Below are 17,924 nucleotides of genomic sequence, written 5' to 3'. Positions count from 1 at the left end.
CCCGATTGAGGCACCCCTTGGGCTTTACCCTCCCATCGCGCCTGCGCGCCTTCGCGACCCTTGCGGTCGTCTCGGTGATCGCAGCCCTGCTCCTTGCATTCCAGTTCCCGACAGCGGCTCGCGCCGACACCGTGCCGCAGACCCCGAACACTCCGGCCACCGTCTCGACCGATTCGCTTCCCACCGTGCAGATCAACGGCGTGGTGTGGAGTCAGGTCATCATCGGCAACACGGTCTACGCGGGTGGCGAGTTCACGACGGCCCAGCCCGCGGGAGCCGCTGCGGGGGTTAACACCGTCCCTCGCTCGAACCTCCTCGCCTATGACCTCACCACCGGTGTTCTGAACGCGAGCTTCGCACCCACCTTCAACGGCTCCGTCAACACCCTCGCGGCGTCGCCCGATGGAACGAAGCTGTACGTCGGCGGCAAGTTCTCCACCGTCAACGGATCGACCCGCTACCGGGTCGCGGCGTTCAACACCTCGACGGGTGCCCTCACCTCCTTCGCCCCGGCCGCCAACGGGGTCGTGCAATCGATCGCCGCGACGAACACCACCGTCTACCTGGGCGGCAACTTCACGGCCATCGGAGCGTCGACCCGCAATCGCGTCGCCGCGGTTCAGGCGAGCAATGGCGCACTCCTGCCCTTCCTCGCCGACGCGGAGGGCGGCGCGGTGCGTGCCATCGTCATCTCCCCCGACCAGAGCAAGATCGTCGTCGGCGGAGCATTCACCACCCTCAATGGCTCGGGCAACCCCGGCTACGGCCTCGGAGCGCTCGATGCGGTGACCGGCGCGCTCATGCCGTGGGAGGCGAACACCCAGTACGTGCGCGATGCCGGAACGCAGGCCGCCATCTACAGCCTCACCTCGGACGCCGACTCGGTGTACGGCACGGGCTACGTGTTCGGTGCCGGGGGAACCCTCGAGGGCGCATTCCGTGCCAACTGGTCCGACGGATCGATCGTGTGGGTCGAGGACTGCCACGGCGACACCTACTCGTCGACGATCACGGGAGACACCTTCTACACGGCCGGGCACGCGCACTACTGCGGCAACAGCAACGGCCAGCCGCAGACGAGTCCCACGTGGACCTTCCAGCGCGGCATGGCCTGGTCGAAGAACCAGTACGACCACGTCATCACGCCGGACCCCTACGGCTACTACAACTTCGCGGGTCTCCACTCCCCCGACATCCTGAACTGGTGGCCCGACATCAACACGGGCACGTACACCGGTCAGAATCAGGGTGCCTGGAGCACCGCATCCAACCCCAACTACGTGCTGTACGCGGGAGAGTTCACGGCGATCAACGGCCAGCGCCAGCAGGGTCTCGCGCGATTCGCAGTGAAGAGCATCGCGCCCAACAAGGACGGCCCCCGGGTCGGCGGCTCGAACTGGGTTCCCAACGCCGTCTCGCTCGCCTCCGGCTCCGTTCGACTGAGCTGGCTCGCGAACTACGACCGTGACAACCAGTACCTCACGTACAGCGTTATTCGAGACGGCAAGAGCGCCACACCCATCTACACGACGGTGCAGGGGTCGCGCATCTGGTGGGACCGCCCCAACATGGGCTTCGTCGACTCGGGACTCGTGCCCGGCTCGACTCACACGTACACCATCAAAGCGACGGATCCCTTCGGTAACAGCGCCTTCAGCCAGACCGTGAGCGCGACGGTCACCAACGTCGCTCCCAGCTCCTACGTCAACCAGGTCACCTCGGATGGCGCGCTCGACCTGTGGCGCCTCAACGAGTCGAACGGGCCGGCGGTCTACGACTGGGTCGGCTACAACGACATGGTCGCGGGCAGCGGCGTCACCTTCGGCGCTCCGGGCTCATCGCAGAGCGAGACGAGCAGCGCAGCCGTGTTCCCCAACGACGGCACGGGTCTCACCGCGACGCAGACCTCGATCCCCGGACCCAACACCTTCTCGATCGAGGCGTGGTTCAAGACCACGAGCACCTCGGGCGGCAAGATCGTCGGCTTCGGCAACAGCAACACCGGCGACTCGAGCAACTATGACCGTCACGTCTTCATGGACGGTTCAGGGCGTGTCTACTTCGGCGTCTACCCGGGCAGCGTGCAGACCGTGCAGAGTGCGGCCGGGCTCAACGACGGACAGTGGCACTACGTCGTGGCGAACCTCAGTTCGACCGGGATGCAGCTCTACATCGATGGTCGTCGAGTCGCGCAGCGATCCGACGTCACCTACGGGCAGTCGTACTCGGGCTACTGGCGGATCGGTGGCGACTCGAGTTGGGGCGGCGACAACTACTTCGACGGCTCCATCGACGACGTGGCGATCTACCCCCAGCCGCTGACGGCCGCGCAGGTCAACAACCACCAGGTGCTGTCGGGACGGGCATCCGTCATCAAGTCGGCCCCGGCCGACGCCTACGGCGCCGCGGTGTACAACTCCTCCCCCGACCTGTACTGGCGTCTGGGAGAGAGCAGCGGCAGTATCGCGGCCGACTCCTCGAGCTCGGGCACCGTCACGGGAACCTACACGGGCGGTGTCACTCAGGGAGTGGCCGGCGCGATCGCGGGGACCAGCGACACCGCCGCATCCTTCAACGGATCCAACGGTGGGGTGTACAGCAACCAGCAGTTCAGCAACCCCACCACGTACTCCGAGGAGATCTGGTTCAAGACGACCACGAACGTGGGCGGAAAGCTGATCGGCTTCGGCAGCAACCAGACCGGAGGATCCGGCTCCTACGACCGCCACGTCTACATGCAGAACGATGGCCGTCTGGCCTTCGGCGCCTGGACGGGCCAGACCAACCTCGCCATCTCACCCTCGGCCTACAACGACGGGCAATGGCACCAGGTCGTCGCCACGCAGGGCAGCGACGGGATGAACCTTTACGTCGACGGCGTGCTCGTCGCGACGAACCCGGACACCGCGGCGCAGGCCTACGACGGCTACTGGCGCGTGGGCGGCGACACCACCTGGAACTCCTCGAGCAGCTACTTCAACGGCACGCTCGATGAGGCCGCGGTGTTCAGCACCGTGCTCAGCGCGTCGACCGTTGCCAACCAGTACGCGATCGGCAAGAACATCGTGCCGAACCAGAACCCCGTTGCGGCGTTCACCTCGAGCTCCTCCGACCTGACGGCCTCATTCGATGCCAGCGGATCGTCGGACCCCGACGGCACAGTGGCCGCGTACAGCTGGGACTTCAGCGACGGCACCACGGGCACCGGTGCGACACCGACGCACAGCTACGCCTCTCCCGGCAGCTACGTCGTGCAACTGACGGTGACCGACAACAACGGCGGTACCAACAGCGTGACGCACACGGTGACTGTGACCGCCCCGAACGTTGCTCCCGTCGCCTCGTTCACCTCCGGTTCGAGCGGCCTCACCGGCTCGTTCGATGCGAGCGGCTCGTCAGACAGTGACGGCACGATCGCCTCCTACGCGTGGACGTTCGGCGACGGCACCACGGGCACGGGGGTGACTCCGACCCACAGCTACGCGGGCGGCGGCACCTACAGCGTCGGTCTCACGGTCACCGACAACGGTGGCGCGACGGCGACGACGACCGGCTCCATCACGATCACCGCCCCGAACTCGGCACCGACCGCCGCGTTCACGCAGTCGTCGAACGCCCTCACCGCGTCCTTCGACGCGAGCAGCTCGTCCGACTCGGACGGGAGCGTCGCGTCGTACGCCTGGGACTTCGGGGACGGCACCACCGGATCCGGTGCTCAGCCGAGCCACAGCTACCCGACCGCGGGAAGCTATGTCGTCAGCCTCGTCGTCACCGACAACCTGGGTGCGACCGGTTCCGTGACCCACAGCGTGACCGTCGCCGCCGCGAACGTGCCGCCGACCGCCGCGTTCTCGTCTTCGGTATCGGCGCTCACCGCGACGTTCGACGGCAGTGGGTCCAGCGACACCGACGGAACCGTCTCCAGCTACGCCTGGGACTTCGGCGACAGCACGACCGGCACGGGAGTCGCTCCCTCGCACGGCTATGCGGCGGCGGGAACCTACTCCGTCACGCTCACGGTCACCGATAACAAGGGCGCGACCAACTCGGTCACGCATCCGGTGACGGTCACCGCACCGGTGGGCCCGGTCGCCCTCGCGACGGACACCTTCGGGCGCACCGTCAGCGGTGGCCTGGGAACGGCCGACCTCGGCGGCCCGTGGACCATCACGGCACCGTCGGCCTCCTACTCGGTGGGTTCGGGCGTCGCGAAGTTCTCGGCGACCAAGGCGGGGCTGACCCTCAACGGCTATCTCGCGGGGGTGTCGTCCTCCGACACCGATCTGGGCGTCACCGTCTCGACGAACGCCGCGGCGACGGGCACCGGCACCTACGCGATGGTGATCGGGCGACGCGTCGCGACGGACGACTATCGCGCGCGGCTGCTGCTGACCCCGACCGGAACGGTGCAGCTTCAGCTGCAGCGCACCAGCACGACGCTGAAGAGCGCCACGATCTCGGGGCTCAGCTACGCCGTGGGTGACCAGTTGCGCGTTCGACTCCAGGTGACCGGAACCTCGCCGACGACCATCCAGGCGAAGGTGTGGAAGGTCGGCACGACCGAGCCCGCCGCATGGCAGCTCACCACGACCGATTCCACGGCGGCACTGCAGACCGCGGGCTCCATCGGGCTCGCGACCTACCTCGCCTCGAACGCGACCACGATCCCGCTCGTGACGTCGTTCGATGACCTCGCCGCGACCACGACCGGAGGCGGCGCGCCTCCGAGCAACGTCGCACCGACGGCCGCGTTCACGTCGAGCGCCGCGGGCCTCGCGGCGACCTTCGACGGCAGCGGTTCCTCCGACTCGGACGGCACGATCGCGTCGTATGCGTGGAACTTCGGTGACGGCTCGACCGGAATCGGGGCGACCCCGTCGCACAGTTACGGAGCGACCGGTACCTACACGGTCGCGCTGACGGTCACCGACAACGGCGGGGCAACCGGCACGGTCACCCACACCGTGACCGTGACCGCACCGGTGCTGCCGCCGGGCGCGTTCGCGACCGACGACTTCACGCGCACCGTCGTGAACGGCCTCGGCTCGGCCGACCTCGGTGGAGCGTGGACGCTCAAGGGAACGGCATCCGCGTTCTCGGTGACGGGAACGACCGCCCTCATCAAGAATGCGACCGCCGGATCGACGTTCGAGGCCTACCTGTCCTCGGTCTCCTCCGATGACACCGACGTGCAGGTCGTCGTCGCACCGCAGTCGGCGATCACCGGCAGCAGCGCGTACCTCTCCCTCATCGGGCGTCGCGTCGCCACGACCGACTATCGCGCGCGAGTCGTCATCGACCCCACGGGCAAGGTCGTCATTCAGGCGATCGCCGGGAGCACGACGCTCAAGGCGGTCACCGTGAGCGGACTGAGCTACACCGCGGGCGACCAGCTTCAGCTACGACTGCAGGTCTTCGGCACCTCGCCGACGACGGTGCAGGCGCGCGTCTGGAAGGTCGGCACGACTGAGCCGAGCACGTGGCAGGTGAGCACGACGGACTCGACGGCGGGCCTGCAAACGGCCGGCTCGATCGGAATCGGCACCTACCTCGGCGGCGCCGCGACCACCCTGCCCTACTCGACGACCTTCGATAAGCTCACGGCATCCAAGCACTGACGCGGTAGCGCGACGAACCGAGAGGCCCGCCGACCCACCATGACCGCACCGGAACGCCCGCGGATCCTTCTGGTCTCGCTCACCTTCAAGCGACCAGAGGATCTGCGGGCGATCCTGCCGAAGCTCGTCGAGCAGGCCGAGTCGGTGGACGCCGAGGTGGAGATCCTCATCGTCGACAACGATCCCGATGGTGGCGCCGAAGACTCCGTGCGCGGATTCGCCGGGACGACCGCAATCGTCGTGAGCTATGTGCACGAACCGCATCCCGGAATCGTGGCCGCGCGCAATCGCGCCCTCGCCGAGGCGGCGCACCATGACATCCTCGTGTTCATCGACGACGACGAACGCCCGCTCGAGGGCTGGCTCGACCACCTGCTGGAGACGTGGCGACGCTACTCCCCCGCCGCGGTCGTCGGCGCGGTCATCTCCGAGTACGCGAGCGAACCGGACCCCTGGCTGGCCGCCGGCCGCTTCTTCGACCGTCGCCGCCTTCCCACCGGCACCCCGATCACGGTGTTCGCCACGAACAACCTCCTCCTCGACCTGCGCCGTGTTCGTGCAGCAGGTGTTCGTTTCGATGAGCGATTCGGACTCACCGGCGGCTCAGACACGCTCTTCTCGCGCCAGCTCGCCGCCCGTGGTGGAGCGTTGGTGTGGTGCGACGAGGCCGTCGTGGTCGACATGGTTCCGGATGACCGCCTCACCCGCTCCTGGGTACTCCGCCGCGCCTACCGCAGCGGCAACAGCTGGACCCGCACCTCGCTCGCGCTCGAGGTCACCGCGCTGGGCCGGTTGCGCGTGCGCGCGTCGGTGGCCCCGCGCGGCTTCGTCCGCGTGCTCGGCGGCTCGGTGCAGGCCGCTCTGGGGCGACTCACCGGCTCCCTCAGTCATCAGGCGCGGGGCGCGCGGACGAGGGCCCGGGGCGCCGGCATGCTCGCTGGGGCGGTCGGCTCGGTCTACGCCGAGTACCGGCGCGACTGAGTCGGCACCGGAATCACCTCGGCCCAGAATCGGGCGAACTCGGCGAGGTACCGCGGCACCGAGTAGTGCGCCTCGTAGTCAGAACGCCCCGCGCGACCGAGTTCGGCGGCGCGCTCGACGGTCAGGGTCCGGAGCAGCTCGGCAAGGGCATCCGCGTCGCGGGGCGGGAACAGCAGGCCGTTGCGGCCGCTCGTGACGATCTCGGTCACTCCGCCCGCGTCGGAGGCGATCACGGGTCGATAGCGGCTGAACGCTTCGACCGCGACGAGCCCGAACGGCTCGGGGTCATCCGAGGGCACGAGGAGCACATCCGCCCGATCGAGGTGCTCGGTGATGCCGGCGACCTGGCCGACCACGTCGACGGTGTCGGGGTGACTGAGTCGAGCGACCATTGCCGGCACGTCGACCCCGATCCCGACCTCGGGCGGCGAACCCACGATAACGAGGCGTCCCGCCGCGGCTCCGAGCTTCTCCCACGCCTCGAGGAGCGTGCCGTGCCCCTTCCAGGCGTTCCAGCGGCTCGCGATCAGGAACCGCAGCGGCCGCTCCCCCGGCGGGATCGGCCGCGGGGCCGGCTGCAGCACGTCCGGCACCGCGTTCATGATGGTGCGCGATCGCGTCCGCACCCGGCCGAGGAGGGAGGCGCGCGCCGACTCCGAGATCGCGATCGCGTGGGTGCACCACCCCGCCAGCAGTCCGAGGATTCGCGCCTCGCCCCCCGACCAGATCTCCTGGTTGTGCAGGATGACCGTCCGCACGCACGCCACCCGGGCCAGTGGCGCGGCGATCAGCAGCGCGCTCGTCGCGCAGTACACGGCGACCGGCCGGGTGCGCACTACCCGCCCCCAGAATCGCAGCGCTCGTGCCGCGAGCCCGGGAAGCCGCGCGATGGTCAGCTCCCTGCGCCGGAGCACCGGCAACGGAAGCACACGCACCGCGATGCCCGCGGCGCGGAGGTGCGCTTCGACGGAGTCGGCAGCGGCCTCGACGTCGTCGGGGAGCCAGACCTCGGCGCGGAGGTCGGGGCGTCCCGCGAGCGACTCGATCACCTGGAGGAGGATCCGGTCGGCGCCGAACATCTCGTTGGACGAGTGTACGAAGAGCACGGTGCGGGTCATGCGCGTCGCCCCACGCGCGTGTCGAGGGCGAGTCGGTAGGCGTCGCGGTGCTGGCGTCCGATGGCGTCCCAGTCGCGTGCGCCCAGGTCGGGGCGCTGGTCGGCAGCGATCGCGCGGACCGCCTGCAGCGCCCGGGTGAGATCGTCAGCGTCCAGCTCGCCCTCGAACAGCTGCACCCAGCGCTCGCCGACCTCGGCCCGCAGGGCGCGCGTGACATCGTTCGCGGGCACGAGCACCGGCCGACCGAGAGAGAGGGCCAGGATCGTCGCGCCCGAGTTGTGCATCCGCCGATACGGCAGCACGACGAGCTCGCTGCGCCCCAGCTCGGTCGCGAGCTCGGCATCGCCCAGGTAGTCGAGCGCCAGCCGGATGCGGGGATCGCCCGCCGCGCGGAGCCCGAGCTGGCGCGCGAGCGACGCGTCGGCGGGTCGCCCGGCGATCGTGAGGCTGAGCTCCGGGTCCGGCTGCGCGCGGAAGGCATCGATCAGGTCCTCGACGCCCTTGTACGCGCGAACCAGGCCGAAGTAGAGCACCCTGCCCCGCACCCGATCGCCGACGACGTGATCGGCGTACCAGCGCGCGTAGTCGCCGTGCAGGATCGTCACGACGGGCGCGGTAGTGGGCGGCACGGTGAAGGGATTCAAGCGGATCCAGACCGTGGTCGCCCGCTCTGCTCGCCTCGTGAGCAGACGATCGAGCGGCGCCTGCGCCTCGTGTGCGGACTCGTTGTGCATCGTGCGCACGATCACCCGACCCGTCAGACGCACTCGCAGCAGGAGGAGCGCGAAGAGAAACCGCCGCGCCGCCGTCTTCGCCGGACTCGTCCCCCGAAGCAGCACCTCGGGCCAGTGCAGATGAAACACCTGCCAGTCGCCGAGCAGGGCGGCGCGCCAGGAGAAGGTGGCGACCTCAACCGGCTCGGGCAGCGAGGCGACGAGTTGCAGGAGATACGGGTTCGTTGTCTCCCGCCCCGACCGGAACGACTGCAGGACCCGCATGCGGGCCGCTATTTGCTGGCCAGCTCTTCGTCGAGCTCGAGCACCTCGTCGGGGTTCAGACCCGTCTGCTCGGCGATCGCCTCGACCGTGGCGGGCTTGTAGCCGTAGTACGAGCTCGTCTCCACCGGCGGCACACCGTTGAGCACGAACCCGAAGAGCTTCGCGTTGACCACCTCGAGCGAGGCGATGGCGCGCACGAAGCTCTCCCGACGGGTCTTCTTCGCCCGGGCGACCACGATGACGCCGTCGGTGATCTTGGAGAGCGAGAGCGAGTCGGTGAAGGGCAGAAGCGGAGCGGAGTCGAAGACGATGTAGTCGTAGCGCGGCAGCAGCGAGGTGAGCACCTTCTCCATCGCGGCCGAGCTGAGCAGCTGGTTCGGGTTGGGCGGGATGATCCCGCCGGGCAGCACATCGATGCGCCCGCCCGCCCACGGCTGGATCGCGTCCTCCACATCGACGGTGCCGAGGAGCACGGAGGTGAGTCCGATCGAGCCCTCCAGCTGGGTGACCCCCGCGACGGATGGCCGGCGCAGGTCCGCGTCGATCAGCAGTACGCGCTTCTCCCCCTCGGCCATCGCGAGGGCCAGGTTGACGGTGGTCGTCGTCTTGCCCTCGGCAGGGAGCGCCGAGGTGACGAGCAGCACTCGGGCCGCTGCATCCACGTTGGAGAACTCCAGGTTGGTGCGCAGGCGGCGGAAGTCCTCGGCGGGGAGCGAGTGCGGGTCGGAGCGCATCACGATGTTGTTGCCGACGCGGTTGGCCGCGTGGCGCGAGATGGCGCCGAGCACGGGCACATCGGCGACCGAGGCCAGCTGTTCCTCCGTGCGGAAGCGGGTGTCGAGGAACTCGCGCAGGAACGCGAACAGCACGGCGAGGGCGAACCCGGCGACGAGACCGGTGAGCGTGTTGAACACCTTGCTCGGCGCGTAGGGCGCGATGGGCACCTGCGCGGGAGCGACGGCCGTCATGGTGACCGAGGGCTGGCCGGTCGCGGTGGGCGGCGAGAGCTTCTCGGCCTGAGTGGTGAGCGACGCGGTGATGGCGTCGGCGATGACCGCCGCCTGCTTGGGCGAGGTGTCGCTCACCGTGACATCGACGAAGACGGTGTTGAGCGGCACGTCGACGGTGACCGACTTCGCGAGGGTGCGGGCATCCTCATTGAGTCCGAGGCTGTCGACGACCGGGGTGAGTACCGCCGGCAGGGTGGCGAGCTGGGCGTAGGACTGCACAAGGTTCTGCGTGAAGGTCGAGCCCTGCACGAGTTCCGAGGTGGTGTCACCCCGCTGGGAGGAGACGAAGACGCTGCTCGTCGAGCGATAAAGCGCGGGCAGCGTGAGGGAGTACACGAAGCCGGCCCCTCCACCGAGCACGGTGAGGACGACGATGAGCACCCAGTATTTGCGCAGCACCGAAAGTGCACCACGAGCGGTCATCGGGTTGCCTCCAGATCGGGGTAAGCCTCAATCTTAACGGGGCGTGAACGAAATCGACGCCCCCCATTCGGTGTACATCTCACAGGGACGTCCCTTCCTCGGGGCGCCATCGCACACCATCCCGCAGTCCCCGAAGCATCGCCCCGCCGAGCGCGAGGGGGTGTCGTGCCAGCGCCCGTCGTCCGCCACGAAGCACGACGCGCCGGGCCGACCTCAACGAGGTTCGCGCCCAGGCCCGCTGCTGCGCGGGCGTGAGGTGCTTCCGGGCGAAGACCATGCGATTCCGCACGTTGTAATAGACGTAGAGGGGCGACTTGCCCGCGTGATCCTGCGTTCCGCCGACGGCGTGCTCGACCGTGAGATCGCCGCGGACGAGCAGCGCACCCCCCGCGGCCCGGGCACGCCACGACAGGTCGACGTCCTCCCAGTAGAGGAAGTAGTCGTCGTCGAAGCCGCCGATCCTCTCCCAGAGGCGCGCGGTGAGGGCGAGGCACGCGCCACTGAGCCAGCCGTCGGGGGCGCCGGAGTCGGAACCGGGCCGCGTCGTGGTGACGCCCTCGTCGAGGAGGACGCGGGCACCACCGAACCAGGTGCTGCCGTCGGAACGCACGACCCGCGGGCTCACCATGGTGAGCGGCTGGTCATCCAATTGCCGTCGGAGGGCCGCGACCACATCGGGCCGGATGACCGCGTCGGGGTTGACCAGGAGCAGCTGCGTCGCGCCCCCCTCGATCGCGCGCTCCACCCCGCGATTCATTCCCGCCCCGAAGCCGAGGTTCGCGCCCGGTTCGACCAGCTCGAAGCCGCGTCGGCCGCAGAGCTCGCGGATCGCAGCGGCCTCGAGGGCGTCGGAGAAGTTGTCGACGACGACGACCCGACCCTGGCCTGCGGGCCAGAGCGGCACGGCGAAGTTCTCGTCGATGAGCTGGTGTGAGCGGTAGTTGACGACGACGATGGCGATTCGACTGACCGACTCGGATTCCGGCGTGGGCATTGCGGACTCGCTTCTGTCGGGCACAGGTGGCTTGGCGAGAATAGTACCGGTTGTGCGAGGGTCCCTCGAACGCCCCCTATCATCGGGAGTGCTGACCTGTGCACTCCTCCTGAATCCGGCGGTGACGATTTGCCCTCTGTCCTCGTAGTCTGCACGGCCAATGTGTGCCGCTCGCCCTTCGCCCACGCGCTCCTGGCGGAGCAGTTGAACCGCAATCACACGATCCAGCTGCGCAGCGCGGGCACCCGCGCGACGGCCGGTCAGCACATCTGCCCGGTGGTCGCCACCGAGCTCGGCGACAACGAGTTCGCCCAGACGCACGTGGCGCGACCCCTCAGCGCGAAGCTCATCGAGGGCGCCGACCTCATCCTCACCGCCGAGCTCAAGCAGCGCGCGTCCGTCGCGAGACTCTCGCCCGCGGCGCGCTCCCGCACCTTCACCCTCATCGAGGCCGCCACGCTCACCGAAGCGATCGACTCCTCGCGCCGGGAGCGGATCGGCGCCGGGATCGCCCTTCCCTCGCTCGGCGAGAGCTTCGAGGAGCTCGTCGCCCGCCTCGACGGTGCGCGCGGTCTCGCCCACCCGATCGAGCGCAAGCATCGCTGGTTCGAGCGGCGCACGAAGGAGTCGGCCGCCGACGCCCTCACCATTCCCGACGGTCACAACGTGAACGCGCGGGCCCACAAGTCGGCCCTCGGCGTCGTCAGCGCGTCGAGCGACCAACTCGCGAACTGGCTCCGCGCGAACCTGGCCTGAGCCCCGCCGGGGCCACGAGACCCTCCGTCGTGGGCGGCACGCGCCGATCGAGTGCGAGGCCGGCGAAGAGGATGATCAGCGGTGTCGAGCTGAGCAGCGGTCCGAAGGCGAAATTCCAGGCGAAGCTCACGGTCGCGAAGATCACGAGGGCGGGCGCGGTGCGCGATCCGATCCGGGATCCCACCGAGCGCAGGGCGAACACGAGCACGAGCACGAGGAACAGAACCCCGACCCAGCCGTAGCGCGCCCACACGTCTCCGACGATCGAGTGCACCTCGATGTGGCCGCCGAACATGTAGTTCTCGACGTAGCCGTTGTCGGGCTGGTAGCCGATCGCCGACATGCCCTCCTTCGCCGTGACGATGTCGCCGAGGTTGGGCACGACGCCCGAGCCGAAGCCGAGCGGGTGGGTCTGCAGGAGCGAGAGGGTGGCGGCGAGTTCGGGTCGCCCGCCGACGATGATCGACCCCGAGGAGTCGATCTGGGCCTGTGAGCGCTGTTGCGCCGCCTGACCGAGGTAGCCGCTCAGAATGAGCTGCTGGCCGACCGCGAAGACCACGAGCGCGAGCCCCGCCATCGTGACCAGAACGGAGACGGCCGAGTTGCGACGACTGCGGTCGCCGGGGCGGAGCTGCCACACCACGAGCACGAGGGTGAGCAGGAGGATGGAGAACTCCGAGCGCGAGTCCTTGATCGCGCAGACCCCCGCGAGCGCCAGCAGTCCCAGCACCTCGAGCCAGCGCGCTCGCCGGTGCTCCGCGACGGCGAGCACGAGCACGATGGTGGGCACGGCGATCCCGAACTTCCAGGGGTTGCTCGAGAACTGCGGGTCGAAGGGGTAGATGCCGATGAAGAGGCCGAGCGAGAACCAGAGCGACATGCTGGAGTCGCGCATCCGGGTTCGCGCCCACAGCACCACCCCGACACCCGCCACGAGCCCGGCGAAGCGCACCACGTCGGTGCGGAGGTCGGTCTGACTGATGCTGTGGTCGCTCGCGGAGAGAGCCGCGAGCCAGAGGCCGTTCGCCACGCCGAGCACTCCGACGCCGATCGTCAGGCGACCGCCCACGAATCGGCCGAGGATCGGAAGCCACCAGGGCAGCAGGGCGAGGGCGAGCAGCGAGCGACCGTCGAGGCTGTGCGGCAGGGCGATCCGGGCGCCCACGAGGGCGACCGACAGCCGCATGATCCAGACCGTGATGTCGTCGAGGCGGGTGTCGGCGTAGAGCACCGAGCCGGGCCGGAGGGTGCGCACGGGCAGCGTGCTGGCGGCCATGTCCGTCCCCTCTCGGATGGTGAGCGGCGGGAGAGCTGTCATCCGCTCGAAATGCGGCTCGTGTATCGTTGCGCACACGACGGACCTAACCCACCTGTCCCCCGCATGCTACAGACGTCTGAGAGCCTGCACCAACACCCCATTCGCCCGAGAATGCCGGAGTATCCCAATGCGTGTCCTCATCCTGTGGTCCGACGACAAGTCGGCCAACCTCGGCGTGCGCGTGCTCGCCTCGGGCACCGCGGCCCTCGTGACCCGCATCTGGCCCTACGCCGATGTCGTGTACCAGAACTTCGGCCAGCGCAATCCGCACCTGCCGATCGGGCGCATCCGCTCGATCGTCAGGGAACGGCTGACGAACGCCGCGGGGATGAAGGACTGGCTCGCCGGCTTCGATCTGATCGTCGACACCCGGGCCGGTGACAGCTTCGCCGACATCTACGGGATCGGCCGGCTCCGCACGATGTCGGCCGTCTCTGAGTTCGCGAGCGAGGCGGGGACGCCGGTCGTGCTAGGCCCTCAGACCATCGGGCCGTTCACGACCCGCCAGGGCCGCGCCATCGGTCGATTCTCGATGAAGCGCGCCGCTCTCACGATGGCCCGAGATTCGGCGAGCGCCGAGTACGCGAAGAGCCTCGGTCGCCCCGTCGACGTGCTCACGACCGACGTCGTCTTCGCGCTGCCGGTACCGCAGCCGGCGGCGCCACGGGATGTCCTGCTCAACATCTCCGGACTCCTCTGGCAGGAGAGCCCCCACGTCGACGCGACCGTCTACCGCGAGACCGTCACCGCGCTGTACCGAGAGCTCACCGCGCGGGGCCGCCGGGTGTCGCTGCTCGCGCACGTGCTGGAGTCGCCGTCGGCCGATAACGACGTGCCGGCGATCCGCGCCTTCGTCGAGTCGGTCGCTCCCACCGCCGAGGTGATCGTTCCGGCCGACCTCGCCGAGGTGCGCAGCGTGATCGCGGGCGCCGGGCTGGTGATCGGCTCGCGGATGCACGCCTGCCTGAACGCGCTGTCGGTGGGCACCCCCGCGGTGCCGCTCGCCTACTCCCGGAAGTTCGCGCCGCTGCTCGGCGATCTGGGCTGGGGCCACTCGGTCGACCTGCGGTCGGAGCCGGACCCGACCCGGGCCGTGATGGAGAGTCTGGACACCGATCTCGGCGCCGAGGTCGCCGCGGTGGGCATCCGCGCGCAAGAATTGTTGGGGCGAGCCGAGACGGCATTGGAGACGGTCGCATGACTGGAGTGGACGACACCGAGCTCGGCGCGATCGACCCGCCGGAGCAGCAGCACGGGCCGGGCCTCGGCGAGCGCGCGGCCAAGGGCGCCCTCATCACCTTCAGCGGCCAGTTCGCGCGCATCCTGCTTCAGGTCGTCTCCGTGGTCGTGCTGGCGCGCCTCCTCACACCGCACGCCTACGGCGTCGTGGCGATGGTGCTCGCCGTCATCGGGATCGGCGAGATCTTCCGCGACTTCGGGCTCTCCTCCGCCGCCATCCAGTCGAAGACACTCTCGCGCGGACAGCGCGACAACCTGTTCTGGGTGAACGCCGGCATCGGGCTCGTGCTGGCCACCATCGTGTTCTTCGCCGCGCCGCTCATCGCGATCATCTACCGCCACCCGGAGGTGGAGCCGCTCGCACGAGCGCTCTCGCTGACCTTCCTGATGAACGGGCTCGCCACCCAGTACCGCGCCGATCTGAACCGGCGACTGAAATTCATGCAGCTCACGACCGGCGACGTGCTCTCCCCCGCCATCGGGCTCGCCTCCGCGATCGTCGGCGCCGCGCTCGGGTGGGGCGCGTGGGCGCTCGTCGCGCAACAGCTCATGCAGTCGGCGGCGCTCCTGGTCTGCCTCGTCTCCTTCGCGGGCTGGCTCCCGCGGGCCTACGACCGCACCGCGCCCATGCGGGCCTTCCTCACCTTCGGCAGTCACCTCGTGGTGACTCAGCTCATCGGATACGCCGCCAACAACGTCGACTCCCTGACGATCGGAATCCGCTTCGGCGCCACCCAGCTCGGCCTCTACAACCGAAGCTTCCAGTTGCTCATGACCCCCTTGACGCAATTGCGCGCTCCCACCACGACCGTCGCGCTGCCCATCCTCGCGCGCCTCATGGACGACACGAAGCGCTACGGCGACTTCGTCGCGCGCGGTCAGCTCGCTCTCGGCTACTCGCTCGTCGTGGTGCTCGGCGTCGTCGTGGGCGCCGCCGACCCGGCCACCTCGGTGCTGCTCGGCTCGCACTGGATCGGCGTGGCCCCCATCCTGCGGCTGCTCGCGGTGGCGGGCATCTTCCAGACGCTGGCCTACGTGGGCTACTGGGTGTACCTCTCGCGCGGGCTCACCTCCGACCTCATGCGCTACTCGATCGTGACCGCTGTGATCAAGGTCACCTGCATCGTCGTGGGATCGCAGTGGGGCATCATCGGGGTCGCGACCGGCTACGCGATCGCCCCGGGGCTCGCCTGGCCGCTGTCGCTCTGGTGGCTGTCCCGACGGGCGCCCATCCCCCTGAAACTCCTGGTGACCGGTGCGCTGCGCGTGATCGTGGTCGCGGGGGTGCTCGCCGTCTCGGCCTTCGCCGTGACGCGGATGCTCGCGGCGACGCCCGAGATCCTCCAGCTCGTCGCGAGCGTGCTGATCTCTCTCGCGGTCGGCGCCGCGGTCGTCTGGTTCGTGCCCGCGTTCCGCCGCGATGTGCTCGGCGTGGTGGAGATCGGCACAATGGTCCTTCGCTCCCGCCGGGCGAAGCGGTAAGCTGGCCGCACCCAGTTTCGCGCCCGATGGTGCGCCGCGAGCTCTTTCACCCGAAGAGAGAACCCGAACCAGTGACAAAAATCGGCTATGCAGCAGGTGCTTTCGACCTTTTCCACGTCGGCCACCTCAACATCCTCAAGCACGCCAAGAGCCAGTGCGACTTCCTGATCGCCGGGGTCGTCTCCGACGAGATGCTCATCCAGAACAAGGGCATCACCCCGGTCATCCCGCTCGCCGAGCGCCTGGAGATCGTGCGCCACATCTCCTTCGTCGACGATGCGGTAGCCGAGACCGTGCCTGACAAGCTCGACGTCTGGCGCGAGCTGAAGTTCGACGTCTTCTTCAAGGGCGACGACTGGCGCGGCACCGCGAAGGGTGAGCGACTCGAGCGCGAGTTCGCGAAGGTCGGCGTCGAGGTCGTGTACTTCCCCTACACGATCACCACCTCGAGCACCGCGCTGCGCAAGGCTCTCGACACGATCACCGCCACCGCCGAACCGGTGAGCGCCGCCGCCGACTGACGCAGGCCTCAGTCCCTCCGACCGCGGAGGTGCTGTCTCGTGAGCTCCGCCATCTCCTCGTCGCTCAACTGGTCGAAGCCGCGCGCCTCCCCGCGATCCACCCGCGCCCACCGCACGAACAGCAGCACGAGCACGGGGATGTCGGCGATCTCGGCGATGAACCAGAGCAGGTCGCCCGACAGCTGCTGATCGCGCAGCGGACTGGGGAACCACGCGGCTCCCGACCCGACCGCGGTGTGCACCCCGTCGAGGATGCCGCCGCTCAGCCGGATCACGATGCCCGGGATCGCGTCCATCACGAGCTCGACGAAGGCGAGCAGAAACTCCACCGTCACGAAGAAGCCGGTGCGTGAACCGCCCGCCTCGATGAGCGGGATGACCAGCACGAGCCCGAGCGCGGGCACCAGCGCAGTGACGACGCCCTGTCCGACGGCCGTCGCGCGGAGAATCCCGGCGAGCGGGGTGAGGAACACCGAGAAGACCAGGACGGCGACGATCGGGCTCACCATCGCGCTTCCGAGAACTCTCAGAAAGCGGCTGTCCATCAGCCGCTCCACTCGCGCGCGGGCGGGCTCGTCGAGCGCGCGGCGCGCGAGCGTGAGCGGGCGACCGAGTGCGAGCAGCGCGGGCACGACGAACAGCAGGAGGGCCGTGCGGGTGCTGAACGCGAATCGCAGCTCAGTGCTGAAGGCGCCGAGGAACCCCAGGCAGACCACGAGGTACGACCCGATCCCGAGTCCCAGGAAGGCCGCGGTGCGGGCGGGCGGCCAGGAGAGCCCCCGAGCGCGCACCCGCGCCACGCCCCAGAGGTAGAGGCCGGTCGCGACGGCCGCGAGGGTCAGGGCGACGGGGTCGAGCCGCCAGCTGCCGAGGAGGACGGGGAACGGGGGCATGGTCATCCCCCTTCACCGCCGGGAGTGGGCGCCCGGGCGAAGCCGATGCTACGCCGGTGCCGCCGACAACTCGCTGCGGCGAGCGCTCAGGCGGCGTCGCGGGCGGCCAGAAGATCGGCGATGACGAGCTTGCGCATTCCGAGCATCGCCTGCATGACGCGCCCGGAGGCGCCGGGATCGGGGTCGGCGAGCAGCTGCTCGAGGATCGGCGGCACGATCTGCCAGGAGAGGCCGAAGCGATCCTTCAGCCAGCCGCACTGGCTCTCCTCGCCGCCGCCCGCCGTGAGGCTCGACCAGTAGTAGTCGATCTCCTCCTGGGTCTCGGCCGTCACCCACATCGAGAACGCCTCGGTGAGCGAGAACACCGGGCCGCCGTTGAGCGCTCGGCAGCGCAGGCCGTCGAGCACGAAGTCGACTCCCATCGGGGCGTCGGCCGGGCCCATGATGCCGGTGACGGAGGAGTTCGGGAAGACCTCCGTGTAGAAGGTCGCGGCCTCCACCGCCTGATCGTCGAACCACAGGAAAGGAATGATCCGCTGCATGCTGTCTCCCTCGATCGCATCGCCCCACCCG

The 17,924-nt window shown here is 69.1% G+C and carries 13 protein-coding genes; 6 read left to right on the top strand and 7 right to left on the bottom strand.

The window, feature by feature from the left end; genetic code table 11:
- Positions 1-17: 17 nt before the first annotated feature.
- Positions 18-5,618 (top strand): PKD domain-containing protein, encoded by a 5,601-nt coding sequence (locus G3T37_RS01235; RefSeq protein WP_163471662.1) that lies wholly within the window; start codon positions 18-20, stop codon positions 5,616-5,618.
- Between the two features lie 39 nt (positions 5,619-5,657).
- Entirely contained in the window at positions 5,658-6,599 is a 942-nt protein-coding gene (locus G3T37_RS01230) for a glycosyltransferase family 2 protein (protein WP_163471661.1), read from the top strand.
- Here the strand turns inward: G3T37_RS01230 and G3T37_RS01225 are convergent.
- The 4 genes from G3T37_RS01225 to G3T37_RS01210 form a co-directional block, all read right to left on the bottom strand.
- Complete coding sequence (locus tag G3T37_RS01225; protein ID WP_163471660.1) at positions 6,575-7,717, bottom strand: glycosyltransferase family 4 protein; 1,143 nt, start codon at positions 7,715-7,717, stop codon at positions 6,575-6,577. The two genes, G3T37_RS01230 and G3T37_RS01225, sit on opposite strands and share 25 nt — an antisense overlap.
- Positions 7,714-8,715, bottom strand: a complete 1,002-nt coding sequence (locus G3T37_RS01220; protein ID WP_163471659.1) for a glycosyltransferase — start codon at positions 8,713-8,715, stop codon at positions 7,714-7,716. The genes G3T37_RS01225 and G3T37_RS01220 overlap by 4 nt, the downstream gene beginning before the upstream one ends.
- A gap of 8 nt (positions 8,716-8,723) precedes the next feature.
- On the bottom strand, positions 8,724-10,148 hold the full coding sequence (locus tag G3T37_RS01215) for a tyrosine-protein kinase domain-containing protein (protein ID WP_163471658.1): 1,425 nt from the start codon (positions 10,146-10,148) through the stop codon (positions 8,724-8,726).
- A 79-nt stretch (positions 10,149-10,227) separates the two neighbouring features.
- A complete protein-coding gene (locus G3T37_RS01210) occupies positions 10,228-11,142 on the bottom strand; it encodes a glycosyltransferase family 2 protein (RefSeq protein WP_163471657.1) in 915 nt (304 codons plus the stop codon).
- Between the two features lie 129 nt (positions 11,143-11,271).
- Between G3T37_RS01210 and G3T37_RS01205 the strand changes: the two genes are divergently transcribed.
- Entirely contained in the window at positions 11,272-11,898 is a 627-nt protein-coding gene (locus G3T37_RS01205) for an arsenate reductase/protein-tyrosine-phosphatase family protein (protein ID WP_241732050.1), read from the top strand.
- On the opposite strand, the gene G3T37_RS01200 is transcribed toward G3T37_RS01205, so the two are convergent.
- A complete protein-coding gene (locus G3T37_RS01200) occupies positions 11,846-13,174 on the bottom strand; it encodes a hypothetical protein (RefSeq protein ID WP_163471655.1) in 1,329 nt (442 codons plus the stop codon). The two genes, G3T37_RS01205 and G3T37_RS01200, sit on opposite strands and share 53 nt — an antisense overlap.
- Before the next feature lie 169 nt (positions 13,175-13,343).
- Here G3T37_RS01200 and G3T37_RS01195 point away from each other — a divergent pair, with 169 nt between their 5' ends.
- The 3 genes from G3T37_RS01195 (at position 13,344) to G3T37_RS01185 (ending at position 16,458) form a co-directional block, all read left to right on the top strand.
- Complete coding sequence (locus tag G3T37_RS01195) at positions 13,344-14,417, top strand: polysaccharide pyruvyl transferase family protein (RefSeq protein WP_163471654.1); 1,074 nt, start codon at positions 13,344-13,346, stop codon at positions 14,415-14,417.
- Complete coding sequence (locus G3T37_RS01190; RefSeq protein ID WP_163471653.1) at positions 14,414-15,937, top strand: lipopolysaccharide biosynthesis protein; 1,524 nt, start codon at positions 14,414-14,416, stop codon at positions 15,935-15,937. The genes G3T37_RS01195 and G3T37_RS01190 overlap by 4 nt, the downstream gene beginning before the upstream one ends.
- Before the next feature lie 71 nt (positions 15,938-16,008).
- Complete coding sequence (locus G3T37_RS01185) at positions 16,009-16,458, top strand: FAD synthase family protein (protein WP_338401141.1); 450 nt, start codon at positions 16,009-16,011, stop codon at positions 16,456-16,458.
- Between the two features lie 8 nt (positions 16,459-16,466).
- Here G3T37_RS01185 and G3T37_RS01180 read toward each other — a convergent pair whose 3' ends face one another.
- Together G3T37_RS01180 and G3T37_RS01175 are read right to left on the bottom strand one after the other, a co-directional pair.
- A complete protein-coding gene (locus tag G3T37_RS01180; RefSeq protein WP_241732048.1) occupies positions 16,467-17,357 on the bottom strand; it encodes a cytochrome c oxidase assembly protein in 891 nt (296 codons plus the stop codon).
- Positions 17,358-17,437: 80 nt separating this feature from the next.
- Positions 17,438-17,893 (bottom strand): VOC family protein, encoded by a 456-nt coding sequence (locus G3T37_RS01175; RefSeq protein WP_163471651.1) that lies wholly within the window; start codon positions 17,891-17,893, stop codon positions 17,438-17,440.
- Positions 17,894-17,924: the final 31 nt, after the last annotated feature.

Origin of the sequence: Galbitalea soli, assembly GCF_010686725.1 — a bacterium.
GTDB lineage: Bacteria > Actinomycetota > Actinomycetes > Actinomycetales > Microbacteriaceae > Galbitalea > Galbitalea soli.
The sequence above is the reverse complement of the archived record's forward strand: the minus strand, read 5'-3'. Positions and strand labels throughout refer to the sequence as shown.

Coding starts and splice junctions, on each gene's coding strand:
- G3T37_RS01195 (WP_163471654.1), top strand. CDS start 13,344: ATGCGTGTCCTCATCCTGTGGTCCGACGACAAGTCGGCCAACCTCGGC.
- G3T37_RS01225 (WP_163471660.1), bottom strand. CDS start 7,717: ATGACCCGCACCGTGCTCTTCGTACACTCGTCCAACGAGATGTTCGGC.
- G3T37_RS01175 (WP_163471651.1), bottom strand. CDS start 17,893: ATGCAGCGGATCATTCCTTTCCTGTGGTTCGACGATCAGGCGGTGGAG.
- G3T37_RS01220 (WP_163471659.1), bottom strand. CDS start 8,715: ATGCGGGTCCTGCAGTCGTTCCGGTCGGGGCGGGAGACAACGAACCCG.
- G3T37_RS01200 (WP_163471655.1), bottom strand. CDS start 13,174: ATGGCCGCCAGCACGCTGCCCGTGCGCACCCTCCGGCCCGGCTCGGTG.
- G3T37_RS01210 (WP_163471657.1), bottom strand. CDS start 11,142: ATGCCCACGCCGGAATCCGAGTCGGTCAGTCGAATCGCCATCGTCGTC.
- G3T37_RS01190 (WP_163471653.1), top strand. CDS start 14,414: ATGACTGGAGTGGACGACACCGAGCTCGGCGCGATCGACCCGCCGGAG.
- G3T37_RS01215 (WP_163471658.1), bottom strand. CDS start 10,148: ATGACCGCTCGTGGTGCACTTTCGGTGCTGCGCAAATACTGGGTGCTC.
- G3T37_RS01180 (WP_241732048.1), bottom strand. CDS start 17,357: ATGACCATGCCCCCGTTCCCCGTCCTCCTCGGCAGCTGGCGGCTCGAC.
- G3T37_RS01230 (WP_163471661.1), top strand. CDS start 5,658: ATGACCGCACCGGAACGCCCGCGGATCCTTCTGGTCTCGCTCACCTTC.